Genomic DNA, 23,949 nt, shown 5'->3' on the forward strand with positions numbered 1-23,949 from the left:
CTCGAAGCGAACGGGGGGGAGGGAAGGGCGGTTTGCCTTACGACAGCTTCTTGCCTCGCAGCGTGTTCAGCACCGCGATCGCCGCCACGCCGGCCAGCGCCGCGCTGGTCCACGGACGTTCCTTGGCAAAGCCGCGCGCCTTGTCGGTGATCGGGGCGTCGCCGCCGAAATGCTTCTTGAACGCGTCGGTCAGCTTGGTCTTGCCGTTCGAAACGGGGATGTCGCGATTGGTGATGAGCGTGTCGGCCATGAATCTACTCCTGATCGGTAAAGGTCGCGGGTCGTAACGCACGACCCGCGAACCGGTGCCATCACCGTCCCGATCAGAAGTTCAGCCGCGCACCGACGGCATAGCGCGGGCCATAGGTTTCGAACGCGATCACCCGTTCCTTATAGACCGAATAGGAAAAGGTCTTTTCGTTGAACAGGTTCAGCCCCTGCGCGAACAACGTCAACCGATCGTTCAGCGCATAGTTGATGCTCGCGTCCCAGATGCCATAGGCGTCGACGTTGACCGGCTGTCCGCGATTGCCCTGCTGCGTCTGTTCATAGGCGTTGCGGTAATTATAGGCGATCCGCGCCTGCAACGGCCCTTTTTCGTAAAAGGCCACGGCATTGTACGTCGTCGCATCGGGATCGACGAGGCTCAGGTTCGCCTGCACGCCCAGCCCGTCGAGCGGCGCGGGCAGGCCGGTAAAGGTATATTGCCCCGAAAATTCGATGCCGCGATAGCTGCGGCTGCCGATATTCTCCGGCCGCGTCCGCCGGAAATCGAGGCCGAGCAGCTGGATCGTCGACGTGACCGTTTCCGAGATATTGTCCAGATCCTTGGCGAACAGCGCGACGCTGACGAAGCTCGACCGGTCGAGATACCAGGTCAGCGCCGCATCGTAATTCCATCCGATCATCGGCTCCAGACCGGGATTGCCGTCGGTGATCGCCCGTTCGCGCGGGCGTGGGTTGATGTTGCGGATGAGCAGCAGGTCGGACAGCGTCGCGCGGGTCAGCGTCTTGGCGACCGCCGCCTGCAACACGACATCTTCGAACACGTCTACCTTGAAATTGGCGCTCGGCAGCCACTGCGCATAGGATCCGGTCTGACGGATCGGTTGCGCCGCCGACAGGTTGACGATCGGATCGCCGCCGGGCGGGGCGGGGGTGATGCTCAAAATCTCCTGCCCGAACCCGCGCGAGGTCACGTCGGTGCGGGTATAGCGCAGCCCGATATTGCCCGACCACGGCCGCGACCCGAAATCGCCGCCGAACGTCGCCTGCACATAGCCGCCGATCGTCCGTTCCTGCGCCGATCCGCTGTTGCCGGGCACCGGAATGACGCCGAAGCCACCGCCATTGGCCGCCAACGCCGCGCGCGCCGCCGCCGGATTGGCGAGCTGGTTGATCGCGGCATCGCTGAGCAGATAGCTGGCGAGATCCGCCGCCGAATAGGTCGGATAGGCGCTGTCGAACATTCCGCTGCCGAGGAAGTTCGTCGCCTCCGCCGGTCGCCCGAACACGGTCTGCGGCACGCCGACACCTGCCCCGCAATACAGGCATTGCAGCGCATCGGGCGTTTTGAACGAGAACCGCGATTTCTTGCGATCCGAGAAATTATACCCGCCCGAAATCTTCGTCAGAATGCCCATATCGGCATCCCATTTCAGGTTCGCATTGCCCTGATAGATCTGGTCCTCGACGCTGACTCCCTCATAGGTCAGGAACCCGGCCTTCGCGTTCGACGTGTCGAGCAGGTTGCCGAGGCCCGTATAGACCGGCAATCCGGTCGGCCCGATCGCAAAGCGCACGCCGGTCGGCGAATAGCTGGGCGTCGCCAGATTGCTTTCGAACCACGCCTGATTCCCGCCGGTATCGTCGGTCGCCTTCGACCACGAAAAATCGACCGAGCCGCTCAGCCGGTCCGACGGGGTCCACGCGAGATTGCCGCCCGCCTGATAGGTGGTGGCAAGTCGCGGACGGACCTGGTTGGTGATGTTCGGACCCGATGCGATGCCGGTATAGCTGGTGATGGTGTTGTTCGAATCGACCGTCGCGGCGGTGATGTCGCCGGGGCCGCCATAGACGAAGAACACCTTGTTATCGTCGTTGACGTCCAGTTTCGAATACAGGCCGTCGAGCGTGAACAGCAACGTGTCGCTCGCCCGCCACTGCGCGGTCAGCAGGCCCGACAGCCGCTTGCGACTGGTGCGGTTGGTGCCCCATTCGACATAGGTCGGCAGCGACACGCCGGTGAACTCAGGCGTCCCGTCCCTGTTCAGGTCGAGCGACTGGTTCGCTTCCCACCCGTCGGTGAAGATGCGCTTCCCCTCGATCTTGCGGTCGATATAGGAAAACGCGCCGAGAATGCCGAAATCGCCGCCGCCGAACGTCGTGCTGAACAGCCCCGACGCCTGTGGCGAGAATTGCCCGCGCAGCTTGTCGTAATTGGCCTGTCCCGACAGCGAGACTTTCGTGCCGCTGAAATCGAATGGCCGCGCGGTGTACATGTCGACCGTCGCGGCGATGCCGCCCTCGATCTGTGCGGCGGTCGGCGTCTTCGATACGTCGACCCGGTTGATGAGCTCGGCGGGCAGGATGTCGAAGCTGAACTCGCGCCCCTGATTCTCGGTCGCGAGGATGCGGCCATTGTACAGCGCGCTGCTGAACGCCGGGCCCAGCCCGCGGACGGTGATGAACTGCCCCTCGCCATTGTCGCGCGAGATGGTGATGCCGGGAATGCGCTGGATCGCTTCGGCGATATTCTGGTCGGGCAGCTTGCCGATATCGTCGGCGACGATCGAATCGACGATATTGTCGGCATTGCGTTTGATATCGGTCGCGCGGCGCAGACTTTCGCGCAAGCCGGTGACGATGATCTCGCCGTCATCGACGGAGGACGCCGCATCCTGCACCGTGCCGGCGGGCGGGGCCGGATTGTCGGCCCCCTGCGTCTGCGCCGTGGCGGGGGCAATGGTCAGCACCGTGGCCATCCCGGCCATCGTGAGCAAGCGGAACCGCGTATCGGATTTCATGCCGAATCCTCTCCCTATCGCTTCCCTTGTCACCATGCCGTTCGTGCGGTCATCGGTCGGAAGCAGCGACAGGTTTAACGATCAACCTGCCACGCGGCAAGCGGGCATGTGCGGTAGCGTGTTGAGATCGCGGGCGAGTCAGGCGGGACCGTTTTTGCGGATGCATGGATACCGGTGTTTTAACGCGCCGGTCCGCGTGGTATATACATGGCATATCCAACGGAGTGTCCATGATGGTCGAACCCGCCCCGAACCGCGACATCCGCGAGGCCAGGCTGTTCCGTAACAACCGCAGCCAGGCAGTCCGCATCCCGGCGGAGTTTGAATTTTCCGGCAGCCGGGTCCTGATCCACAAGGAAGGCAACCGCCTCGTCATCGAACCGCATCCGCGCCTCGGCCTGCTCGAAACGCTGCGATCGCTCCGCGACCTCGATGCGGCCGATGCGTTGCCCGACGATCTCGACGCCGGGTTGCTGCCGCTCAAGGACATCGATCTTTGAGCAAGCCGCGCTATATGCTCGACACCAATATCGTGTCCGATCTGGTCCGCCATCCGCAGGGGCGGGTGTTCGATCGCATCGCCACGCTCGACAGCGACGCGGTCTGCATCAGTATCCTTACCGCTGCCGAACTACGCTATGGCTGCGCGAAAAAGGCGTCGCCGCGCTTGACGGCGCAGGTCGAGGCGATCCTCGCAAGCATCGACATCCTGCCGTTCGACGTTCCCGCCGATCTGCGATACGGTGCCGTTCGCACCGAATTGGAGGCGGCAGGCATGCCGATCGGACCCAATGACCTGTTGATCGCGGCCCATGCGCAAGCCACCGGTGCGACGCTGGTCACCGCCAATGTCGGCGAATTCGCACGCGTGGGCGGCCTGCCGATCGAAAACTGGCTGGATTGATCAGCGACGCCCGGTCGTCAGATCGACTGCCACACCGCATAGCCGCTCAGCAGCGCCGATGCCGATCCCGACATGCCGACCAGCAGATAGCCCATATAGGTCAGCATCGCCGGATTGGGCCGCTCCATCCGCTTGTTGCGCGCCGCGCCCGACAGCACGAAACTCGCCAACAACCCATAGGTGAACACTGCCGTCTCGACCATCGCTCGCGCTATCCTTTGCCAGTGCGGGATGCCCCCCGGCTCTCCGCTGCCTGTCCTAAATCATAGCGCGATCGGACTAGCAAATGGTTAACCCGGAACCGATCGCCCGATTGAGGCGTTTCGTCGTGTTGGTTTTTAGTGTGGCAAAGACCCTTGTCCCCTGAGCTGACCGTTATGCGGTGCGACATCAGTATCAGGTTACGACGAAGCCCCGCCATCCGCCGCCACCCCAGCGCGATCGAACACCAGCACCCGCGCCGGATCGGCGTACAGCGTCACCGCGCCCGTCACCGCATGATGCCCGTCCAGTTTCGCGCGAAATTCGCCCCCCGCCGCCAGCTGTCCGTAGAGATAGGTCGAATGCCCCAGCGCCTCGACCGCCTCGACCATCATCGGCAGCGCGACGCCGTCCGCCCCCGGCTGCAACCGCAGATGCTCGGGCCGCAGCCCCAGCGTCACCCGCTCCCCCTCCGCCAGCGCGCCGGCCGTCCCGGCGATGCGCACGCCCCCGGCCAGTTCGAAGACCGCCGCCGTGCCATCGCGCGCCACGACCGTCGCCGGCAGCAGGTTGATCCGCGGCGAACCGATGAACCCCGCCGTAAAGATGTTGGCGGGACGGTCGTAAATCTCCAGCGGGGTGCCGACCTGCGCGATCCGCCCCTTGTCGAGGATCACGAGCCGGTCGGCCAGCGTCATCGCCTCGACCTGATCGTGCGTCACATAGATCATCGTACTGCCCAATCGCCGGTGCAGCGCCGCCAGTTCGTGCCGCATCCGCACCCGCAGATCGGCGTCGAGGTTCGACAGCGGTTCGTCGAACAGGAAGATCGCCGGATCGCGCACGATCGCCCGGCCGATCGCCACCCGCTGCCGCTGCCCGCCCGACAGCTGGTGCGGCATCCGGTCGAGCAGCGCATCCAGTTCGAGGACCGTCGCGGCATGGTCGACGGCCTGCGCGATCGTCGCCTTGGGCGTGCGGATGTTCTTCAGCCCGAACGCCAGATTCTCGCGCACGGTCATGTGCGGGTACAGCGCGTAGGACTGGAACACCATCGCCACGCCGCGATCGGCGGCGGGGGCATGGGTCACGTCGCGGTCGCCGATGCGGATCGTGCCGTGGCTGACGCTTTCGAGGCCGGCGATCATCCGCAGCACCGTCGACTTGCCGCAGCCCGACGACCCGACCAGCACGACGAACTCGCCCGACCGCACCTGCAGGTCGATGCCGCGGATCGTCTCGACCCCGTCATAGGACTTGCCGAGCCCTTCGAGCACCAGTGCGGTCATGCGCAGGTCCCTTCCCAGGCGGCGGCGCTGCTGTCGCCGATCACGAATTCGGCCTCGATGCCGATCGGGGCGGCCCCGCCGTCGGTGTCGCAGAGCAGCCGTTCGGCGGCCTTGCGGCCTTTTTCGAAGGCATTCTGCCGTACCGTCGTCAGGCGCGGCCCATCGGCAACGCGCCCCGGCGGGTCGATCCCGTCATAGCCGGTCACCGACATCCGCCCCGGCACCGGCCGCCCCAGCGCTTCGCACGCCGTCATCACGCCATGCGCCAACCGGTCGGAGAAACAGACGATCGCGGTCAGGTCGCGTTGACGCTGTAACAACCGGTCGACCGCGTCCGCGCCGCCTTCCTCCGAATTGCGCGTCTCGCACACGAGGATGCCGTGCCGGGCGATGCCGGCATCGTCGAAGGCGTCGCGACAGCCGAGGATGCGTTCGTGGACGACGTAATTTTCGTCCGAGAAATCGCGGTCGAGCGCGTAGATCTCGCCATGATCCTCAGTCCATGGAAAGGTGACGATCGCGATCCGGCGATGGCCGTGGTCGATCAGGTGCGACACCACCTGCCGCATCATCGCCCGATCATTGGTCAGCACGCTCGGCAGCCCCGGCGCATCGAAATCGACCACGACGGTCGGCAAACCGCGTGCCAGCGCCTTCTGGATCGTCGGATTGCTCTTGTACGGCGCGTTCAGGATATAGCCGTCGACGATCGCGGTCAGCGTGTCGCGCCGTTCGGGATGCCTGTCCTTCAGCGGGATCAGGACGATGTTGGCGCCTTCCTCCTCGCACACCGAAGAGATGCCGCGCAGGAACGCGATGTCGTGCGGATCGGTGAAGGCATAGCTCAGCTGGTCGTTGAACAGCACGCCGATCGCGCCGCATTGTCCGGTGCGTAGCGACCGTGCGGCGGGGTTCGGCCCTTCGTAGTGGACATGGCGGGCATGGGCGAAGATGCGGTCGCGCAGGTCCTTCGACACCTTTGCCGGGTTGTTATACGCATTCGACACCGACGTATGGGTGATGCCCAGATCGGCGGCGATCGATTTCAGCGTGGCGCGTTTGGGGCGCGGCATGGCATCCTCTCCATTCGGCCGTTCCGCCGGTTGGCCCCTGCCTACCGCGCCGCCTTGACAGCCGCAACTGCCAATGTTTAACGATAAACCCGCACCCCGAAACGGGGGCGGTGGAGAGGAACGGCCGCTTGTGAAGACGACCCTGCGCATCGGCGCGGCCGCGCTGCTAGCCCTTGCCATCCCCTTGCCGGGCGGGGCGGTCGCGCAATCGATTGCAGCGCCGACGCGACCAGCGATACGTGGCAACTTCGTCCACTTCGACCACCTCTATGCCGAACGCGACCTCAACGGCGAACGCGTCGGCATCCTGCATATCTATAGCGAAGCCCCTGACTATCGCTTCGCCATCGAACCGCGCGAAGGCTATACCTGCGTCGATGATGTGGCGCGGGGCATCGTCCTGCTCGCCGCCACCAACCCGGATGCGAAGCGGCGGCACCGGATCGAGATGCTGACCCGCTTCGTCCTGCGAATGCAGGCGGAGAACGGTTATTTCCACAATTTCCTGTGGGGCGATGGTCGCATCAATCGCGACTATCGCACCTCGCTCGCCGAGCTGAACTGGTGGTCGCTCCGCGCGCTGTGGGGGCTGGAGGCGGCGCTGCCGCACCTTGCCCCCGACACTGCCGCGCGCGCCCGCACTGCCGCCGACCGCCTCGTCGCGAACCTGCAGCGCGACCTGCCCGTCAGCGCCAGCGGCACGACGACGGTGGCGGGCCTGACCGTCCCGACATGGTTGCCGCTCGAATCGGGTGCCGATGCCGGATCGGTCGCGCTGCTCGGCCTGCTGCCGCACTGGCAACGCACACGCGACCCCGCGACCCGCGCCCTGATCGGACGGATCGGCGACGGGCTGGTCGCGATGCAGGCGGGCGATGCCAGGCGCTTCCCCCACGGCGCGTTCCTCAGCTGGCAGAATCGCTGGCACGCGTGGGGCAATGCGCAGGCCTATGCGCTGCTGCGCGCCGGCAAGCTACTGGGACGCGCCGACTTCACGGCCAGCGCCTTGCGCGAGGTCGATCATTTCTATCCCTGGCTGCTCAAGACGGGCATGCGCTCCGCCTTCGCGCTGCAAAAGGACGGGCAGGGGTTCAAAGCGGTCGAGGCCGAACGCTTTCCGCAAATCGCCTACGGCATCACCCCGATGATCCTCGCCGCGACCGAGGCGCATCGCCAGACCGGGGAAGGGCGCTATCAATTGCTGGCGCAGCGTCTGGGGATGTGGTTCGCCGGGCGCAACGACGCCCGCCAGGTGATGCTCGATCCCGCCACCGGCCGCGGCTATGACGGCATCATCGCCCCGGACAGAATAAATCCGAACGCCGGTGCGGAGTCGACCATCGAGGGGCTGTTCGCCGCCACCGCGCTCGCCGGAACGCCGCTGCCATGACCAGCAGGCGCGACGCCCTGCTGCTGGCGCTGGGCGGTGCGGCGCTGCTGGCCGGGTGCGGGCAACCGCGCAGCGAACGGCGCACCGACCGCATCCGGCTCTGGGTCGCGCCCAATGCGGCGGAGGAGGGGTTCTGGAAGATCGCCGTGGCGAAATGGAACGCCGCGCGGATCGGCCTGCCGGTCGAGTTCACGACCATCCCGACCGCCGGCAATTCGGAGGATACGGTGTTGTCGGCGCTGGTCGCCGGCACCGAACCCGATCTATGCACCAACGTCTTTTCGGGTTTCGCGGTGCAGCTGGCCGCGCTGGGACAGGTCGCCAATCTCGCGGTGATGCCGGGCTATGATGCGTTGCTCGACCGGCGACACATGCGATCGATCATGGCGGGATGGGAACAGGGCGGGCAGGTCGTGGCGCTGCCGATCTATTCCAGCCCGACGCTGATCTGGTGGCGGGCCGATCTGCTCGAAGCAAACGGCCTGTCCGCGCCACCGACCACCTATGCCGATGTCTATCGCTTCTGCGAACGCTATGCCGTGCGCGGCACGCGCTACGGGATGCAGGTCGTCGCCGGGCGCGCGTGGCAGGACCGCTGGTTCGACTATATCTCCTATTACTATGCCGCATCTGGCGGGCAGCCGTATCTCGCGGGTAACAAGGCGCTGTACGACAATCCGGCGGGGTTGCAGGCGGCGGGGTTCGTCGACCGCATGTATCGACAGGGCTGGACCGCGCTCGACTTCGATGCCGAGGAGCCGCTGATGTCGGGCCTTGCCGCCGGTGCGGTGCGCGGGCCGTGGGATGTCGAGCGGTTCGCGAACATCTATCCCGAGACGCTGGCGCGGATCGCGGTCGGGCCGATGATCGCGGAAGGCCCGTCGACGGGCACGCGCTCGACCTTTTCCGACAGCAAGGGCGTCGTCATCTTCCGCAACAGCCGCGTGCAGCGCGAGGCGTTCGCGTTCCTGAGCTGGGCGCTGGGCGACGAGGCGCTCAACCTGCTCTGGCTCCAGCGCACCGGCCTGTCGCCCGCGCGCGACGACCTGCTGACCAATCCCGCCTTCGCCGATTATTATCGCGGCAACGCCATCGCCCGCGCCTATGCGAACCATGTCGCCACCGCCCGGCCGCCCGCGCTGTCCGAACATACCATCGATATCCAGAAGATCATGAGCGCAAGGCTGGTCGAGCCGCTGATGCTGGGCGCGACCAGCCCCGCCGCCGCACTCGCCGATGCGGTCGCGCGGACGAACCGGATGCTGGAGGTGCAGGGATGAAGCAACGAACCGCCTTGTCGCGCGAAGCGGTGATCGGGCTGTCGCTGGCCGGTGCCTATCTGGCCTTCACCGCCGTGTTCTGGGCCTATCCCTTTTTCTGGCTGGCCAGGCTGTCGGTGACGCAGTGGCGGTTCTTCGACGAACCTGTGTTCACCGGCGCGCGCAACCTGTGGCTGACGGTGCAGGACCCGCAGTTCCTGCAGGCGTTGTGGAATGTCGTGCGGTTCTTGGGCATGTATCTGCCGATCGCGTTCGGCGGGGCGTTGATCGTCGCGTTCGGGTTGCAGCATGTCGGGCGGGGCAAGGCGTTCGTGGCGCTGTGTTTCCTGCTGTCGAACGTGTCGTCGGGGGTCGCGCTGTCGCTGGTGTTCGCGAAGGTGTTCAGCTCGACCGGGCCGCTCAACACGATGCTGTTCGATGTGGCAGGGGTGCGGGTGCCGTGGACCAACGATCCGACGCTGGCGATGCTGGCGATCGCGCTGGTCGTGTCGTGGAAGTTCGTCGGCTATTACGGGCTGATCCTCTATTCGGGGCTGCTGGCGATCCCGAAGGAAATCTATGACGCGGCGCGGCTCGACCATGCCGGGCCGTGGACGCGGCTGACGCGGATCACGCTGCCGATGATGAACCCGCAATTGATGATGGTGCTGACCTTCGCGATCCTCGTATCGTTCGGGCTGTTCACCGAACCGTTCATCATCACCGGAGGGGGCCCGAGCGACAGCACGGCGACGCCGCAGATGATGATCTACGAAACCGCGTTCCGCCGCCTGCAACCCAGCCATGCGGCGATGATGAGCATCCTCGTCGCGCTGGTCACCTATGCGCTGGTGCAGCTCGCCCGGCGGCTGTTCGAACGAAAGGTCGTGCTGGCATGAAGACGTTGCTTGCCAAACGCAGCATCGGCGGATGGGCGGCGACGATCGCCATCTATGCCCTCGCGCTGACATGGCTGTACCCGTTCGCATGGATGGTCGCCGCGTCGCTGAAACCCGCCGCGCAGATCTACAATACCGGGTTATTCGAGGGCGACTTCACGCTCGACAATTTCGCCTTCCTGTTCGCGACCGCCGACAAGCTCGACCGGCCGTTCCTCGGCGCGCTGGGCGTGTCGGCGGTGGTGACGCTGACCGTGACGGCATCGGTGCTGCTGACCTCCGCCTTCATCGCCTTCGGATTGGCGCGGATGCGGTTCCCGGGGCGCAAACTGTTCGGCGATTTCCTGCTGCTGCAAATGGTCATTCCGACCAGCATGTTCATCCTGCCGCTGTTCGTGCTGGTGAAGGAAATGGGGCTGCTCAATTCGCTCGCCGCGCTCATCCTGCCGTCGATGATGTCGGGCTGGGGCATCTACATGATGTCGCAGTCGTTCCGGACGATGCCCGAGGAATATTTCGATGCGGCCCGGCTCGATCGCGCCAGCCTGTGGCAGACGGTGACGAAGATCGTCGTGCCGCTCAACAAATCGATCATCGCCATCGTCGCGCTGTTCACCTTCACCGGCACCTGGGACAATTTCCTGTGGCCGCTGATCGCGATCTCCGACACCGACAAGATGCCGTTATCGGTACTGCTGGCGACGTTCAGCAAGCAATATGGCGGCTATGCCGGACCGGTGATGGCGGGTGCGGTGTTGCAGACGCTGCCACTGGTGCTGCTGTTCCTCCTGTTCCGGCGGCATTTCCTCCAAGGCATGTCGCTGTCGCTCAAATGAGAAGGTTTTCGCATGTTGCAGCGTGATCCGCGCAATCCCGTCGTCACGCCCGAAATGATCCGGCCGAGCCGCCCCGAATGGCGGGTGGACGGCAGTTTCAATGCCGGCGTGACCCGCTTCGGCGAGGAGACGATCCTGCTGGTCCGCGTCGCCGAGAGCGTAATCGCCGACGATCCCGACACGGTGACCGTGCCGCTGCTGGAGGAGGTGGACGGCGCATGGACCTGCACCACCCGCAGTTTCCGTCGCGACGATCCGGCCTATGACTTTGCCGACCCGCGCATGGTGCGCTCGCGCGCCGATCCGCGCGACGTGTTCCTGACCTCGCTGTCGCACCTCCGCTTGGCACGCAGCCGCGACGGGGTGGCGTTTGCGGTCGACGACGCGCCGTTCCTGTTTCCCGCCGACCGCAGCGAACGCTTCGGGTGCGAGGATGCGCGGATCACGGCGATCGAGGGGCGCTGGTACATCAACTACACCGCCGTCAGCGACCTCGGCATCGCCACCGCGCTGGCGGTGACCGACGACTTCGTCTCGGTCGAGCGCATCGGCATTATCCACGCGCCCGACAATCGCGACGTGTGCCTGTTCCCGCGCAAGGTCGGCGGCCATTATTGGTGCCTGCATCGCCCGGCGCCGCTGCACCTCGGCACGCCCGAAATCTGGATCGCCAAGTCGCCCGACCTGCTGCATTGGGGCGATCACCACCATCTGGCCGGGCGCACGTCAGCGGCATGGGAGGCGATGAAGATCGGCGGCGGCGCGCAGATGATCGAGACCGATCGCGGGTGGCTGCAAATCTATCACGGGGTCGATGCCGATCAGCGCTACAGCCTCGGCGCGCTGCTGCTCGACCTCGACGACCCACGGATCGTGCGCGCGCGGCTGTCCCATGCACTGGCGGTGCCGGACGAAGCCTATGAGCGCAGCGGCTTTTTCGACAATGTGCTGTTCAGCTGCGGCGCGTTGGTCGAGGGCGATACGCTGCACGTCTATTATGGCGCGGCCGACCGGGTGATGGCGGTGGGCACGGTGTCGCTTGCCGAATTGTGGCAGGCGATGGGGGTTTGAGGACACGCCCGACCGTACGCCCGCGCAGGCGGGAGTCCAGGGCCAAACAATGTAGCGCCCCGTTCGGAGCCCTTGGACCCCCGCCTGCGCGAGGGTACGGATGAGAGACAGGACAACATCCATGCACCATGACAGCATTCCGCGCGTCAAGACCCGCCATGCCGCCTTCGCCGCCGAGCCGCCACAGGGGCGGACGGGCAAGCTGACCTTTGCCGGGGTCGACGGGCTCGACGTCTACAACATCTCCGCGCCGTTCCGCGTCGGCGAGCGCACCGTCATCGCCGGGCGGGTCGAGGCGCGCGACAGCGAACATTCGACCGCGATCTTTTTCGAGGAAGCGGACGGCGTCTGGCACCCGATCGACGGCGCGCCGCGCCTTGCGTTGCAGGACCCGTTCGTGACCTTCGTCGGCGGTGAACTGGTGTTCGGCGGGGTCGAGGTCCGCTTCGGCGTGGGCGAGCCCGAATGGTGGACGGTCTTCTATCGCGGCAGCGACCTGTTCGACCTGAAACCGTTCTTTGCCGGGCCGCTGGGGATGAAGGATATTCGCCTGTGCGAACTGGCCGATGGCCGGGTCGCGGTGTTCACTCGGCCGCGCGGGGCCAAGGGCGGGCGCGGTACGATCGGCTATACCGAGGTCGCCTCGCTCGACGCGCTGACCGTCGACGCGATCGACGCCGCGCCGATGCTGGAGGGTATGTTCCACCCGCTCGACTGGGGCGGGGTCAACGAAGCGCATCTGCTGGCCAATGGCGAGATCGGGCTGGTCGCGCATATCGCCTATTTCGAGGACGATACGATCTATAGCGCGCGGCATTATTATGCGGTGTCGTTCGTGTTCGATCCGGCGAGCCGCCAGTGGCGCGACCTGCGCATCCTCGCCGGGCGCGATCAGTTCGGGCCGGGCGCGGCGAAGCGGCCCGATCTGGTCGATGTCGTGTTTTCGTCGGGCATCGAACGCATCGGCGCGGTGACGCGACTCTATGCCGGCACGTCGGATGCCGAGGCGCATTGGGTCGAGATCGTTTATCCGTTCGACGTGCCGCTCGCCGGCGAGGCAACGACCACCGACGCGCCGCAGTTGATCGTCGCGCCGCAGCGGTTACAGGCATGACGATGTTCAACATCGATCCTGGTCCCCGCCCGCTCGGCAAGAGCGATATCGTCGTTTCTCCAATGGCTTGGGGCATGTGGCGCTTCACCGGCGCGGTCGGACCGGCCCGCGCGCTGGTCGAGGCGGCGCTGGAGACGGGCATCACCCTGTTCGATACCGCCGATATCTATGGCACCGACACCCCGGCGGGCTTCGGGTCGGCTGAGGCGCTGTTCGGGCAGGTGCTGGCCGAGGCGCCCTATCTGCGTGAGCGGATGGTGATCGCGACCAAGGGTGGCATCCGCCCCGGCATTCCCTATCGTTCCGACCGCGCCTATCTGACGGAATCCGTCGACGCATCGCTGTCACGCATGGGGATCGACCGGATCGACCTGTACCAGATCCATCGCCGCGATTTCCTGACCCATCCGCAGGAGGTGGCGAAGAGCCTGACCGCGATGGTCGATGCCGGCAAGGTGCGCGGGATCGGCGTGTCGAACCATAGCCCGGCCGAGGTCGATGCGTTGCAGGCGTTTCTCGACCTGCCGATTCTGTCGACCCAGCCCGAATTCTCCCCGCTGCACAGCGCGCCGCTGTTCGACGGGACGCTCGATCAGGCGATGGCGAAGGACATGGCGGTCCTCGCCTGGTCGCCGCTCGGCGGCGGACGGTTGAGCGACGGCGCGCATCCGGCGGGCGCGCTGCTCACCGAACAGGGCGCGCGCTTCGGGGTCGATGCCGCGACGGCCGCGCTGTCGTGGGCGATGGTCCATCCGGCGCGGATCATCCCGATCATCGGATCGCAAAACCCCGATCGCATCCGCGCGGCGGCGGGGGCGCTGACGGTCGAGTGGACCCCGGCTGAATGGTATGCGGTGTTGCAGGCAGGGATGGGGACACCGCTGCCCTGACGATCCACCCGCCGGTTGTAGCGGACCCTGCGCATCTGTATATTGCTGGTCGGTCTGTAGCATCGCAAGGCGGCAAGTCGATGAATGCGCATAACGGTCGGTTGGTGAGCGGGGGGCGGTTGCAGCTGCCGTCCGACGTTCGTCGTGAGCTGGGACTGGCCGATGGCGATCAGGTCGTGATGCGGGTGGTCGACGGCGAACTGCATATCCGGCCGCGCCGTGACGTGCTCAAACGGATTCAGGCGATCCTGCAGCCCTATGTCACGCCGAACGGATCGGTCGTCGACGAACTGATCGCCGACCGGCGCGCCGAAGCCGAGCGTGGCTGACACGGTCTATGTCCTCGACGCATCGGCGGTGCTGGCGGCGTTCTTCGACGAACCCGGTGCCGACGTCGTCGCCGACCATATGAGCGGTGCGCTGATGAGTGCGGTGAACCTGTCCGAAGTCGTCGCCAAGCTGATCGACCGGGGCGCGTCGCCCGATCAGATCGCGGAGATCATGGCGCAACTGGATATCGACATCGTTCCACAGGACCGATCGCAGGCGATGGCCGCGGGGCTGCTGCGCCGGGAAACGCGGTCGTCGGGCCTGTCGCTCGGCGATCGCAGCTGTCTGGCGCTGGCGATCGATCGCAAGGCGGTCGCGCTGACCGGGGATCGGGCGTGGCTGTCGCTCGCCGAACCGCTGAAGGTCGAGGTCGTGGCGATCCGGTAAGGGGCGGACGCAGAAAAATGCCCCCGCCGGGGATGGGCGGGGGCAGGGGGGGAACTTTGAATTTCTCCCCTCCCTGACAAGGGAGGGGAGCGGCTCAGAACCGAACGTTGACGCCCGCGGTCACCGTCCGCCCGATGCGGGTCTCGAACAGCGTGTCCTGCCGGACGCTGTCGGTGTAGAGGACGTTGCGTTCGTCGGTCAGGTTGGTCGCTTCGACGATCAGCTTGATCTGGTCGGTGATGCCATAGGACGCCGACGCATCGACATAGAGGGTCGGCTTGTTGCCCTGAAGATCGCTGCCGGGCGAGGCTGGAATGCCGCGAATGAAGCGGTCGCGGTAATTCGCCGTCGAACGGATGCTGAACTTGTCGTCCTCGTAATAAAGCGTGCCCGACGCGGTGTTCTTCGACAGGCCGACCAGATCGTTGGTGGTGGTGACGGTCGGCACCCCGCCGACGCTGGCGAGGACATATTCGATCTCCGACGTCACCCGCGTATAGTTGCCGAGCACGCCGAAATTGCCGAGGAAGCCAGGCAGGAAGTCGAGGCGGAATTGCGCGTTGACCTCGAAGCCCTTGAGCGGACCGCCCGGCGTGTTGAACGGCTGCGACACGGTGAACAGTTCGTCGGGCGACGTCTGGCTGTTTTCGAGCAGCGCATTGGGCAGACCCAGCTGGTTGAACGGGATCTGGCTGTTCACATTCTGGATGTAGCTTTTGATATCCTTGTAGAAATAGGCGACCGACAACAGCGAGCCGGGCTTGAAATACCATTCGACCGCGGCGTCGAAGGTGTTGGCGCGGATCGGTTCGAGGAACGGGTTGTTGACGTTGCCGACCCGCGTCACCGGGTTCACCCCGCTGGTCGGCGTCAGGATGCCGAGCTCGGGTCGGGTCATCACCTTCGCCCCCGATATGCGGATCAGCAGGTCGCGCACCGGTTCGACGACGATGTTGGCCGATGGCAGCCAGTCGTCATAGCCGCGCCGCGCCTGCGCATACTGGCCGATCAGGTTGGTGGGTGACGTCTGTCCGGCGGGCGGTGCGACGGCGATATAGCCCGAGGTGGACAGGTCGGTCTTGACATAGCGCACGCCGACATCGCCGCGCAGCCCCAGCCCGACCATGTCGGTCAGGTCGAAATTGCCCATCAGATAGGCGCCCTTGACCTCTTCCTTCACCCGGCTGCGTCCCGCCCCGCATTCGACGCCGCAATAGCGGACCTGGTCGTAGCCGAAGGTCGATGCCCATTTGTCCGGATCGATCGCCGCCCATGCATTGGGCGCGCCCGATCCGAACAGGTCGCCCACACCCTCGATCCGGCGGGTGATGCTGGCGAGCGAGGTGCCGGCGGGGAGCGCCCGGACGACGGTGTCGGCGTTATAGGGGCGCAGGAAGGACGATACGAAATCGCTTTCGCGATACTGGCCGCCGGCCTTGACCGTGAAGCCCTCCGCCACGGTCCAGCCCAGATTGACCTCGCCGGTCATGTTATCGGTGGTGTTCTTGGACGGCTTGCCCTGAAAACTGAAGCCGCCAAGGACAGTGCCGTCGGACAGGCCGGGGGCGTAGTTGAAGTTCGCGGGGTCGGCGACGTCGAAGCCGAAGCCGATCGTCGGCGTGCTGCCCTTGCCCCGGAAATCGATCGAGAAATTGTCGCTGTCGATGACGTCCATGAACGTCTGCAACCGCTTGCGCCCGTCCCAGACCGACTGGTTGCGCCCGACCAGCATGGTCAGTTCCAGCGCGTCGTTGAAACGGTGCTTGAGGTTGAAATTGGCCTGTTTGAAGGTCGAGACGAAGTGGTCGACCAGCCCTTCGGAACGGACGTCGACACCGTCGAACAGGCCGTAGAGCAGCGATCCCTTGTCGCTGAATTGCGCGTCGCGCACCGACACCATCGGTTGCCCGTTATTGCCGATCGCGCGGCCGAACGAGATGCCGGCGATGTAATTGTCGCGACGGGTGACGTCGAAGCGCGAATAGAGCAGATCGACCGAGATGTCGGTATTCTCGTCGGGCTTGAACTGGACCGTGAAGGTACCGCCGATCCGTTCCTGATCCTGTTCGGAATTGAGATAGCGTGGCAGGCGCGGGAAGAACGCGCCGCTGCCCGGCGTGTTGGGCAGGTCGGCACGGCGCAGGCCGAGAATAGTGTTGTAGGCCGCGACCGATCCGGTGCGCGGGTTGCCGGTCGAACAGTCGCCGATCGTCGAGCCCTTGGTACCGAAGGCCGGGTAGAGCGGATTGACGCCGAGCGGCGAGCAGAACAGGCCGTTGGTATTGGCCGACAGGATATCGACCGCCGAATAGCCGACCTCGCGCAGATGCCGCTTTTGATAGGCGACCGAGGCGAGCACGCCGAACGTGCCGTCGGCGAACTTCTTCGACACCAGCATCGATGCGCGCGGGTCGACCTGCTTCGACAATTCGTTCCAGATGCCGCGCGCGGTTGCGGTCAGGACGAAATCCTCACGCGAATCGAGCGGCTTTGGTGCGGACAGGTCGACGGTCGCGCCCAGCGACCCTTCCTCGACATCGGCCGACGGCGTCTTGCGTACCGACAGGGCCGAAAAGATCTCGGTCGGGAAGACGTTGAAGTCGAAGCTGCGGCCGTTGTTGCCCGCACCATAGATGTCGGACGAGCCGGTCTGGGCCGTGCCTTCCATGCCGTTGATGCGGACGCGGGTGAATCCGGCACCGAGACCACGGACCGAGATGTTGCGCCCTTCGCCGCCGTCCCCGCGGGCCAGCGCCACGCCGGGCACGCGCTGCATCGATTCGGCGAGGTTCGCGTCGGGGAATTTGCCGATATCCTCGGCGACGATGCTGTCGACCGCGGCGGTCTCGCGCCGCTTCTGTCCCAGTGCGCTGTTGAGCGAGGCGCGGAAGCCGGTGACGATGATCTCGCCTTCGTCAACTTGTTGCGGGGTGGCGGTGTCGCCGCCGGTGTCGGCGGGGACGTCCTGCGCGAAGGCGGGGGCGGTGAGGCCCAGGGCGAATGCCAATGCGGCGAACGATACGCCACGGTACGAAGCTGCGCGAAATACGGCCATGTGTCCCTCTCCCCGGCTGCTCCTCTATGTGAGCATCCCATATTATGATACGGTGGATCACATAGTATGGATCAATACGCAGCATGTCATTTGTATTTTATGTTACGACGCAGAAACGGCGGCCCCCCTGTCGAGGGACCGCCGTTTGGGGCGTAGCGGGTACCGATCAGTTGCCGGCGAGCGCAGCGTCGAGGTCGATGCCGGCAGTCTGCCATTCTGCGCGAGTCTTGCAGAAGCGCGGGGCGATATGCGAGCCGGTGTAGGTGGTGCGGAAACAATAGCGTGCGTTCGGCGCGGAGCGGTAGGCGAGGGCCGCAGGGCCGGCGGCAACGGTGACGGTGACCGGCAGGCGCGAAGTGGCGACGCTGGTGCTGGCGACGGTCACAGCGGCGGCGGGTGCCGGTGCGGCATTGGGTTCGGCGGCAAAGGCCGAGGTGGTGGCAACCAGGCCGAGGACGATCGAAGCGGCGAAGCGAATGGCGGTCATAGTGTAGTCTCCCTGTGCAATCCGGTGTGTTCCGGTGTTGCCAGCTACTTTGCAGCGACCGTGCCAGTTCTAAAGAATGGCGGAAATACGCGGTTTTTGCCGACGGGCGACATGCTGTTCGTGTGATTTGCTACCAAAGAGCGGTGTAATCCGCCATGCTTTGGGAAAGCCTATCGGGGCCGAACGATCTCGGCGAATTGCGCGCGCAAGAAATCGAGTTTCGGGTCGATATAGCGTCGGCAGAACGGCCGGTTCGGGTCGGTCCGGTAATAATTCCGATGCCGTTCCTCCGATGGCGTGAAGTCGCGAAACGGCAGGATCAGCGTCCGCCCCGCCCCACCCCGTTCGGCCGCGACACGGGCGATGACCGCCGTCGCGATGTCGCGCTGACCGGGTTCGCCAACATATACTGCGCTGCGATAGCGTCCGTTCGGCGAATAGGTGCCGCCGCCCGAATGGGTGCGCAGATGCACCTCGATCAGCGTGTCGAGCGGCAGGACGGCGGGATCGAAGGTCGCGATCACGCCCTCCGACCACGCGTCAGACGGCGGATCGGATCGCAGGAACCCCTGATCGACCTGCGTGACGCCGCGCAACGCCTGCACGACGCCTTCGGTACACCAGTGGCAGCCACCGCCGAGGCCGATCCGCATCATTCGTGGCGGAGCGCGTCGATCGGGTTGAGCGAGGCGGCACGCCGCGCCGGGAAATAGCCGAACACGACCCCGATCAGCGCCGAAACGCCGAACGCCAGCGCATTGACCCGCGGCACGAACAGGAAGGGCAGGTCGCTGGCGAGCGACAGGCCGGCGACGGCGGCCTGCGCGATCAGCAGGCCGATCAGCCCGCCGAGACAGGACAGCGCCACCGCCTCGACCAGAAATTGCAGCAGCACTTCGGACGCGACCGCGCCGATCGCGAGGCGGATGCCGATCTCGCGCGTGCGTTCGGTGACCGACACCAGCATGATGTTCATGATCCCGATCCCGCCGACCAGCAGGCTGATCGCCGCCACCGCCGACACGATCGTCGTCAGCAGCGTCGTGGTGCTGGTGATGGTGGCGGAGATTTGCGCGGTGTCGAAGATGTTGAAATCATCCTCTTTCCCGCCTGAAATGTTGCGGCGTTCGCGCAATAGCTGGGTCAGCGATTGCTGGACCTGTCCGCCGTCATAGGCCGGATTTACCCCGACCAGCATCAGGCGGATGTCGCGCGTGCCGGTGAAGCGGCGCTGCACCGTCTTGATCGGCATGATGACGACATCGTCCTGATCGCCGCCGAACCCGGCCTGTCCGCGCGTGCTGAGCGTGCCGATCACGTCGCAACTGACGTTGCCGATGCGGAAGCGCGATCCGACCGCCTCGCCGCCGCCGAACAAATTGGTGCGCACGGTATTGCCGATGATGCACACCGCCTTGCCCGCCGCTTCCTCGGCCGGGGTGAAGATGCGGCCCGACACCAGCGGCCATGGCTGAACGGTGAAATAGGCGTTGGTGGTGCCGTTGATCGTCGTCGACCAGTTGGCACCGTTATAGATGGCGGTGGCGGCCGATTGCGCCTGCGGGGCGACGGCGGTGACGCCGGCGATCTGGTCGCGGATCGCCTCGACATCGGCTTCGTCGAAATCGGGCGGACGCGGACCGCCACCGCCACGCCCGAAGCCCTGCCCCGGGCGGACCTGCAGGATGTTGCTGCCGAGGCTGGCGATGTTCGACTGCACCGCGCTGGTCGTCGCCTGTCCCAGCGTCGAGATAGTGACGACCGCCGCCACGCCGATGATGATGCCGAGCGTCGTCAGGAACGAGCGCAGCTTGTGGCGCAGGATCGAGCGGATCGCGAGGAGGAAGGTGGTGCCTAGCATGTGCGCATCTCCCGCCCCGGTAAACTACCGTTTGGTTCGAGCCGCTTCGAGCGTAGTCGAGAAGCGTTCGTCGAGAACGTCTTGCACCAAACGAAACCTACAAAGGTCACTCCAGCGGAACCCCGTTCTCGATACGCGCTCTCGACAAGCTCGATCGCTACTCGAACCGAACGGATTGGAAAAATGGGTAGGGGGGTGGGGGCAGCGACGGTCATGAATTCACCTCCTCCCCCTGCGCATGGTGCGCCTCGATCCGCTCGACCAGCCCGTCCTTGAAATGTACCACCGTCCGCGCGAACGCGGCCATGTCGGGTTCGTGGGTCACCATCAGCACGGTGATCCCGCTAGTGCGGTTGAGGTCGGTCAGCAGGTGCATGATCTCGACCGATCGTTCGGAATCGAGATTGCCGGTCGGTTCGTCGGCCAGCAGCACGTCGGGATTGGTGACGATGGCGCGGGCGATCGCGACGCGTTGCTGCTGCCCGCCCGACAATTCGGCGGGGGTGTGGTCCCACCACCGGTCGAGCCCGACCTTTTCGAGCGCCGCCATCGAGGCCCGCCGTCGCTCAGCCTTGGCATCGCCGCGATAGAGCAGCGGCAGCTCGACATTTTCGAGCGCGGTGGTGCGGCTCAGCAGATTGAACCCCTGAAACACGAAACCGAGATAGTTGCGTCGCAGCAGGGCGCGCTGGTCGCGGTTCAACCGTTCGACGTGATGGCCACGGAACAGGAAGGTGCCGTCGGTCGGCACGTCGAGACAGCCGAGAATGTTCATCGTCGTCGACTTGCCCGACCCCGATGGCCCCATCACCGCGACGAAATCGCCGGCGGTGATGTCGAGGTCGACCCCTTTCAGCGCCTGAAACTGCGTCGCGCCCGTGCCATAGCTTTTGGTGACGCCGCGCAAGGCGATGAGGGGGGCGTCAGCTGCCACGCGGACCCCCGCCGCCCTTCGACGCGCCGCCCTTGCTGCTGCTCTTGCCGCTAGGGTCGGCCAGTTGCGCAGTGATGATCTTCATGCCGGCGCGCAGGCCCCCGCCGGTGACTTCGGTCATCGCGCCGTTGCTGTTGCCCGTGGTGATCTGCACCGGCTGCGGCTTGCCGTCGTCGCCGAGGATATAGACGGTCTGTTGCGAACCGCGCCCGATCGTCGCCGCCTTGCCGGCACCGCCGTCACGTCGCCGCCGGGGCGGGCCGAATGCGCTGGCGAGACCGCCGCCGCCCGCCGAGGCATCGCCGTCCTGCGGACGGAAGCGCAGCGCCGCATCGGGGATCAGCAGCGCGCGCGGCCGCTCCAGCGTCACGATCTCGGCCGTCGCGGTCATGCCGGGGCGCAGTTTCAGGTCGGGATTGGCGACCGACAGCGTCGCGGCATAGGACACGACCTGTCCGGTGGTGCTCGCGGTGCTGGTCGTGGTGCTGCTCGACGACTGCGACGACAGGTTGGAGCCGAGATCGACGCGGGTGATTTTGGCCGGGAAAGTTTCCCCGGGGAAAGCATCGACGGTGAAATCGGCGCGCTGGCCATCCTTGACCTGCCCCACATCCGCCTCGTCGATCGCGACCTCCAGCTTCATCCGGCTCAGATCCTCGGCGATGACGAACAGGGTCGGGGTGTTGAACGAGGCGGCGACGGTCTGGCCGGGTTCGACCTGTCGCGCCAGCACCACGCCGTTGACCGGCGAGCGGATGATCGCGCGGTAGCGCTGGGTCTGGCTGGAATTGAGCTGTGCGCGCGAAGCGACGACGTTCGCCTGCGCCTGTCGTACGCCGGCCTCGGCGCGCTGTACCGCCGCCTGCTGCGTCTGGAGTTCGGTGGCCGACGGCACGCGCCCGCCCGACAGGCGGCGGACTTCTTCGAGCCGCTGCAACTGGGCGCGGGCTTCGGACAGCGTTGCCTGCGCGGTGGCGACCTGTGCCTGATTGGCGTTGACCTGTGCCTGCCCCTGCCGGATCGCATCGTCGAGCTGTTCGGGGTCGATCAGCGCCAGCGGCTGCCCGGCGCGGACCCGGTCGTTGACGTCGGCGACGACCTGCGTGACGAGGCCCGACAACTGCGATCCGACCTCGACCTGATTGGTCGGGGCGAGCTTGCCGGTGGCGGATACGGTGACGGTCAACGGCGCCTGTTCGATCGCCGTCGTCGCATATTTCGGCGCGTCGTCGCCCTTGACGCAGCTGCGCACGGCAAGGCCGAGCAGGACCACGCCCAGCGCGATCAATACCCATTTCAGCCATTTGCGCCAGCGCGGTTGCGCCTTCACGCGCAGGAACTGATCGAGATCGGGGTCGGTCGGATCGGCCATCAGCGGTCCTTAGTGTAGGTGGCGCGGTCAGGGACGGGGGCGGTGACGGGATCGGGGATGGCGGCGTCGCTCCATCCGCCGCCCATCGCGGTCATCAATTGCACCAGGGCGGTCGTGCGGTCGGCGCGCGCCTGCACCAGCCCGTTCTGTGCCGACAGCAACGACGATTCCGCCTGGTTGAGTGTGGTGAAATCGGTGAGCCCCGAGCGATATTGCAGCCGGGACAGCAGCGCGAAGTTGCGCGCGGCATCGGCGGCGACCGTGAACTCGCGCTCGCGCGCGGTTGCGCTGTCGACCGAGACGATGGCGTTCTCGACATCTTCCAGCGCGGTCAGCACCGTCTGTTTATACGCGGCGAAGGCGGCGTCGGCGGCGGCGCGCTGGCCGCGCACCTGCGCGCGCAATCGCCCGCCGTCGAAGATGGTCTGCGCGATCGAGGCGAACAGCCGGCCGTTGATGATATCGGTCAGCGCGGTGAACGAGGTCGCGTTGGTATCGACCGTGCCGCCGAGGCTGAGCGCCGGATAGAGTTGCGCGGTCGCGACCCCGATCTGCGCGACGGCGGCGGCCAGATTGCGCTCGGCGGCCAGCACGTCGGGGCGCAGCCGCAGCGTGTCGGCGGGGATGCCGGTACCGATCCGCGGGTCGGCGCTGGGGATCGCGGCGGTCTGCGCCATCTCGGCCCTGAGCGCGCCGGGGGCCTGGCCGGTCAGCACGCCGAGGCGCGCGACGGCGGCGGCATAGCTCGCCTCAATCTGCGGCAATTGCGCGGCGGTCTGGGCACGGGCGGTGCGCGCCTGTTCGACGTCGAGCGAGGAGACGAGGCCGGCCTGCACCCGGAAGCCGGCGATCTCCAGATTGTCGTCCTGCAGCGCGATCGATGCGCGGGCATTGGCCAGTTGCGCCTGCGCGAGTCGCGCGGTCAGATAGTTGCGCGCAATCTCCGACTGGACCGACAGCAGTACCGTCGCATAGTCGTAGCGGGTCGCGTCGAGCTGCGCGCGGCTCGACGCGATGCCGCTGCGGACGCCGCCGAAGATGTCGGCGGTATAGCGGGCGTCGGCTCCGACCGAGAAACTGTCCGACGCGCCGATATTGCGCTGGACGATGGTGCCGTCGGGCAGGGTGGTGGTGCCGCCGCCGCCGCGCAGCACTTCGAGTCGCGAATAGCTGCCCGAGGCGGACAGTTGTGGGAACAGCGACGCGCGGCTCTGCACCAGTTGCTCGCGCGCCTGTCGCAATCGAGCGACCGCCTGTGCCACGTCGAGATTGTCGGCGGCGGCGCGGTCGACCAGTTGAACCAGCAACGGATCGCCGAACCGTGCCCACCAGCGGGTCAGGTCCTCGCGCGGCGCCGGCGTCGCTGCCACCGAAAAGGCGGGCGGTACGCCCAGTGCGGCGTCAACCGGCGCGCGGTACACGGGGCCGGTGGTACAGGCACTCGCCAGTAACGCGAGGCCAGGCAGGGCGGTGCGGCGCAACATCGATAAACGATATGTGGAAATGAAGCGGTCGTCCAGCACGAAACTGTCGCAGTTTGTCGCCGGCGACCGCGTCGGATATTGATCCGA

Annotated in this window: 23 protein-coding genes; 11 read left to right on the forward strand and 12 right to left on the reverse strand. The window is 65.9% G+C overall.

Features of this window, described 5'->3' with window-relative positions:
* Positions 1-37: 37 nt before the first annotated feature.
* Complete coding sequence (locus ASE91_RS09640; protein WP_056625542.1) at positions 38-250, reverse strand: hypothetical protein; 213 nt, start codon at positions 248-250, stop codon at positions 38-40.
* Positions 251-323: 73 nt separating this feature from the next.
* Positions 324-3,026, reverse strand: coding sequence for a TonB-dependent receptor (locus ASE91_RS09645; protein ID WP_056625545.1), 2,703 nt, complete (start codon positions 3,024-3,026; stop codon positions 324-326).
* A gap of 230 nt (positions 3,027-3,256) precedes the next feature.
* Here ASE91_RS09645 and ASE91_RS09650 point away from each other — a divergent pair, with 230 nt between their 5' ends.
* On the forward strand, positions 3,257-3,526 hold the full coding sequence (locus ASE91_RS09650) for an antitoxin (RefSeq protein ID WP_235530403.1): 270 nt from the start codon (positions 3,257-3,259) through the stop codon (positions 3,524-3,526).
* 14 nt (positions 3,527-3,540) lie between these two features.
* Complete coding sequence (locus ASE91_RS09655) at positions 3,541-3,930, forward strand: type II toxin-antitoxin system VapC family toxin (RefSeq protein ID WP_056625711.1); 390 nt, start codon at positions 3,541-3,543, stop codon at positions 3,928-3,930.
* 17 nt (positions 3,931-3,947) lie between these two features.
* Here the strand turns inward: ASE91_RS09655 and ASE91_RS09660 are convergent, their stop codons facing one another.
* The 3 genes from ASE91_RS09660 to ASE91_RS09670 all read right to left on the reverse strand — a co-directional run bounded on the left by ASE91_RS09660 (position 3,948) and on the right by ASE91_RS09670 (position 6,493).
* The gene (locus ASE91_RS09660; protein WP_055997983.1) at positions 3,948-4,133 is read right to left on the reverse strand and encodes a hypothetical protein; all 186 of its coding nucleotides are present in this window, start codon (positions 4,131-4,133) and stop codon (positions 3,948-3,950) included.
* A gap of 198 nt (positions 4,134-4,331) precedes the next feature.
* Complete coding sequence (locus tag ASE91_RS09665; protein WP_056625548.1) at positions 4,332-5,420, reverse strand: ABC transporter ATP-binding protein; 1,089 nt, start codon at positions 5,418-5,420, stop codon at positions 4,332-4,334.
* Positions 5,417-6,493: a LacI family DNA-binding transcriptional regulator gene (locus tag ASE91_RS09670; RefSeq protein ID WP_056625550.1), complete on the reverse strand. Its 1,077-nt coding sequence runs from the start codon at positions 6,491-6,493 to the stop codon at positions 5,417-5,419. The genes ASE91_RS09665 and ASE91_RS09670 overlap by 4 nt, the downstream gene beginning before the upstream one ends.
* Before the next feature lie 130 nt (positions 6,494-6,623).
* Between ASE91_RS09670 and ASE91_RS09675 the strand changes: the two genes are divergently transcribed.
* The 9 genes from ASE91_RS09675 (at position 6,624) to ASE91_RS09715 (ending at position 14,669) form a co-directional block, all read left to right on the forward strand.
* On the forward strand, positions 6,624-7,883 hold the full coding sequence (locus tag ASE91_RS09675) for a hypothetical protein (protein ID WP_056625553.1): 1,260 nt from the start codon (positions 6,624-6,626) through the stop codon (positions 7,881-7,883).
* The gene (locus tag ASE91_RS09680) at positions 7,880-9,163 is read left to right on the forward strand and encodes an extracellular solute-binding protein (protein ID WP_056625555.1); all 1,284 of its coding nucleotides are present in this window, start codon (positions 7,880-7,882) and stop codon (positions 9,161-9,163) included. Before ASE91_RS09675 ends, ASE91_RS09680 begins: the two co-directional genes overlap by 4 nt.
* The gene (locus ASE91_RS09685) at positions 9,160-10,041 is read left to right on the forward strand and encodes a carbohydrate ABC transporter permease (protein WP_056625558.1); all 882 of its coding nucleotides are present in this window, start codon (positions 9,160-9,162) and stop codon (positions 10,039-10,041) included. The genes ASE91_RS09680 and ASE91_RS09685 overlap by 4 nt, the downstream gene beginning before the upstream one ends.
* Positions 10,038-10,877, forward strand: coding sequence for a carbohydrate ABC transporter permease (locus ASE91_RS09690; RefSeq protein ID WP_056625561.1), 840 nt, complete (start codon positions 10,038-10,040; stop codon positions 10,875-10,877). Before ASE91_RS09685 ends, ASE91_RS09690 begins: the two co-directional genes overlap by 4 nt.
* Before the next feature lie 12 nt (positions 10,878-10,889).
* Positions 10,890-11,948, forward strand: a complete 1,059-nt coding sequence (locus ASE91_RS09695) for a glycoside hydrolase family 130 protein (RefSeq protein WP_056625564.1) — start codon at positions 10,890-10,892, stop codon at positions 11,946-11,948.
* 121 nt (positions 11,949-12,069) lie between these two features.
* Positions 12,070-13,062, forward strand: coding sequence for a DUF1861 family protein (locus ASE91_RS09700; protein ID WP_082453943.1), 993 nt, complete (start codon positions 12,070-12,072; stop codon positions 13,060-13,062).
* Positions 13,059-13,952, forward strand: a complete 894-nt coding sequence (locus tag ASE91_RS09705; protein WP_056625567.1) for an aldo/keto reductase — start codon at positions 13,059-13,061, stop codon at positions 13,950-13,952. The genes ASE91_RS09700 and ASE91_RS09705 overlap by 4 nt, the downstream gene beginning before the upstream one ends.
* Positions 13,953-14,032: 80 nt before the next feature.
* The gene (locus tag ASE91_RS09710) at positions 14,033-14,281 is read left to right on the forward strand and encodes an AbrB/MazE/SpoVT family DNA-binding domain-containing protein (protein ID WP_056625570.1); all 249 of its coding nucleotides are present in this window, start codon (positions 14,033-14,035) and stop codon (positions 14,279-14,281) included.
* On the forward strand, positions 14,274-14,669 hold the full coding sequence (locus ASE91_RS09715; RefSeq protein WP_055998013.1) for a type II toxin-antitoxin system VapC family toxin: 396 nt from the start codon (positions 14,274-14,276) through the stop codon (positions 14,667-14,669). The genes ASE91_RS09710 and ASE91_RS09715 overlap by 8 nt, the downstream gene beginning before the upstream one ends.
* Positions 14,670-14,763: 94 nt before the next feature.
* Here ASE91_RS09715 and ASE91_RS09720 read toward each other — a convergent pair whose 3' ends face one another.
* The 7 genes from ASE91_RS09720 to ASE91_RS09750 all read right to left on the reverse strand — a co-directional run bounded on the left by ASE91_RS09720 (position 14,764) and on the right by ASE91_RS09750 (position 23,862).
* On the reverse strand, positions 14,764-17,724 hold the full coding sequence (locus tag ASE91_RS09720; protein WP_056625573.1) for a TonB-dependent receptor: 2,961 nt from the start codon (positions 17,722-17,724) through the stop codon (positions 14,764-14,766).
* 166 nt (positions 17,725-17,890) lie between these two features.
* Complete coding sequence (locus ASE91_RS19315; RefSeq protein WP_056625576.1) at positions 17,891-18,211, reverse strand: hypothetical protein; 321 nt, start codon at positions 18,209-18,211, stop codon at positions 17,891-17,893.
* A gap of 170 nt (positions 18,212-18,381) precedes the next feature.
* Positions 18,382-18,864 carry a peptide-methionine (S)-S-oxide reductase gene (locus tag ASE91_RS09730; protein WP_235530404.1) on the reverse strand — a complete coding sequence of 161 codons (483 nt, stop codon included), beginning with the start codon at positions 18,862-18,864 and terminating at the stop codon, positions 18,382-18,384.
* Positions 18,864-20,072 (reverse strand): ABC transporter permease, encoded by a 1,209-nt coding sequence (locus ASE91_RS09735; RefSeq protein ID WP_055998025.1) that lies wholly within the window; start codon positions 20,070-20,072, stop codon positions 18,864-18,866. Before ASE91_RS09735 ends, ASE91_RS09730 begins: the two co-directional genes overlap by 1 nt.
* 211 nt (positions 20,073-20,283) lie before the next feature.
* Positions 20,284-21,006: an ABC transporter ATP-binding protein gene (locus ASE91_RS09740; RefSeq protein ID WP_056625582.1), complete on the reverse strand. Its 723-nt coding sequence runs from the start codon at positions 21,004-21,006 to the stop codon at positions 20,284-20,286.
* Positions 20,996-22,378: an efflux RND transporter periplasmic adaptor subunit gene (locus ASE91_RS09745; RefSeq protein WP_056625584.1), complete on the reverse strand. Its 1,383-nt coding sequence runs from the start codon at positions 22,376-22,378 to the stop codon at positions 20,996-20,998. The genes ASE91_RS09740 and ASE91_RS09745 overlap by 11 nt, the downstream gene beginning before the upstream one ends.
* Complete coding sequence (locus ASE91_RS09750; RefSeq protein ID WP_056625714.1) at positions 22,378-23,862, reverse strand: efflux transporter outer membrane subunit; 1,485 nt, start codon at positions 23,860-23,862, stop codon at positions 22,378-22,380. The genes ASE91_RS09745 and ASE91_RS09750 overlap by 1 nt, the downstream gene beginning before the upstream one ends.
* Between the last annotated feature and the right edge of the window lie 87 nt (positions 23,863-23,949).

It is taken from the genome of Sphingomonas sp. Leaf62, assembly GCF_001421915.1.
Taxonomy (GTDB): domain Bacteria; phylum Pseudomonadota; class Alphaproteobacteria; order Sphingomonadales; family Sphingomonadaceae; genus Sphingomonas.

What these genes read in the sequence shown, in the direction of transcription:
- ASE91_RS09640 (WP_056625542.1), bottom strand. Translation starts at nt 250, where the DNA reads ATGGCCGACACGCTCATCACCAATCGCGACATCCCCGTTTCGAACGGC.
- ASE91_RS09645 (WP_056625545.1), bottom strand. Translation starts at nt 3,026, where the DNA reads ATGAAATCCGATACGCGGTTCCGCTTGCTCACGATGGCCGGGATGGCC.
- ASE91_RS09650 (WP_235530403.1), top strand. Translation starts at nt 3,257, where the DNA reads ATGATGGTCGAACCCGCCCCGAACCGCGACATCCGCGAGGCCAGGCTG.
- ASE91_RS09655 (WP_056625711.1), top strand. Translation starts at nt 3,541, where the DNA reads ATGCTCGACACCAATATCGTGTCCGATCTGGTCCGCCATCCGCAGGGG.
- ASE91_RS09660 (WP_055997983.1), bottom strand. Translation starts at nt 4,133, where the DNA reads ATGGTCGAGACGGCAGTGTTCACCTATGGGTTGTTGGCGAGTTTCGTG.
- ASE91_RS09665 (WP_056625548.1), bottom strand. Translation starts at nt 5,420, where the DNA reads ATGACCGCACTGGTGCTCGAAGGGCTCGGCAAGTCCTATGACGGGGTC.
- ASE91_RS09670 (WP_056625550.1), bottom strand. Translation starts at nt 6,493, where the DNA reads ATGCCGCGCCCCAAACGCGCCACGCTGAAATCGATCGCCGCCGATCTG.
- ASE91_RS09680 (WP_056625555.1), top strand. Translation starts at nt 7,880, where the DNA reads ATGACCAGCAGGCGCGACGCCCTGCTGCTGGCGCTGGGCGGTGCGGCG.
- ASE91_RS09685 (WP_056625558.1), top strand. Translation starts at nt 9,160, where the DNA reads ATGAAGCAACGAACCGCCTTGTCGCGCGAAGCGGTGATCGGGCTGTCG.
- ASE91_RS09690 (WP_056625561.1), top strand. Translation starts at nt 10,038, where the DNA reads ATGAAGACGTTGCTTGCCAAACGCAGCATCGGCGGATGGGCGGCGACG.
- ASE91_RS09695 (WP_056625564.1), top strand. Translation starts at nt 10,890, where the DNA reads ATGTTGCAGCGTGATCCGCGCAATCCCGTCGTCACGCCCGAAATGATC.
- ASE91_RS09700 (WP_082453943.1), top strand. Translation starts at nt 12,070, where the DNA reads ATGCACCATGACAGCATTCCGCGCGTCAAGACCCGCCATGCCGCCTTC.
- ASE91_RS09705 (WP_056625567.1), top strand. Translation starts at nt 13,059, where the DNA reads ATGACGATGTTCAACATCGATCCTGGTCCCCGCCCGCTCGGCAAGAGC.
- ASE91_RS09710 (WP_056625570.1), top strand. Translation starts at nt 14,033, where the DNA reads ATGAATGCGCATAACGGTCGGTTGGTGAGCGGGGGGCGGTTGCAGCTG.
- ASE91_RS09720 (WP_056625573.1), bottom strand. Translation starts at nt 17,724, where the DNA reads ATGGCCGTATTTCGCGCAGCTTCGTACCGTGGCGTATCGTTCGCCGCA.
- ASE91_RS19315 (WP_056625576.1), bottom strand. Translation starts at nt 18,211, where the DNA reads ATGACCGCCATTCGCTTCGCCGCTTCGATCGTCCTCGGCCTGGTTGCC.
- ASE91_RS09730 (WP_235530404.1), bottom strand. Translation starts at nt 18,864, where the DNA reads ATGCGGATCGGCCTCGGCGGTGGCTGCCACTGGTGTACCGAAGGCGTC.
- ASE91_RS09735 (WP_055998025.1), bottom strand. Translation starts at nt 20,072, where the DNA reads ATGCTAGGCACCACCTTCCTCCTCGCGATCCGCTCGATCCTGCGCCAC.
- ASE91_RS09745 (WP_056625584.1), bottom strand. Translation starts at nt 22,378, where the DNA reads ATGGCCGATCCGACCGACCCCGATCTCGATCAGTTCCTGCGCGTGAAG.
- ASE91_RS09750 (WP_056625714.1), bottom strand. Translation starts at nt 23,862, where the DNA reads ATGTTGCGCCGCACCGCCCTGCCTGGCCTCGCGTTACTGGCGAGTGCC.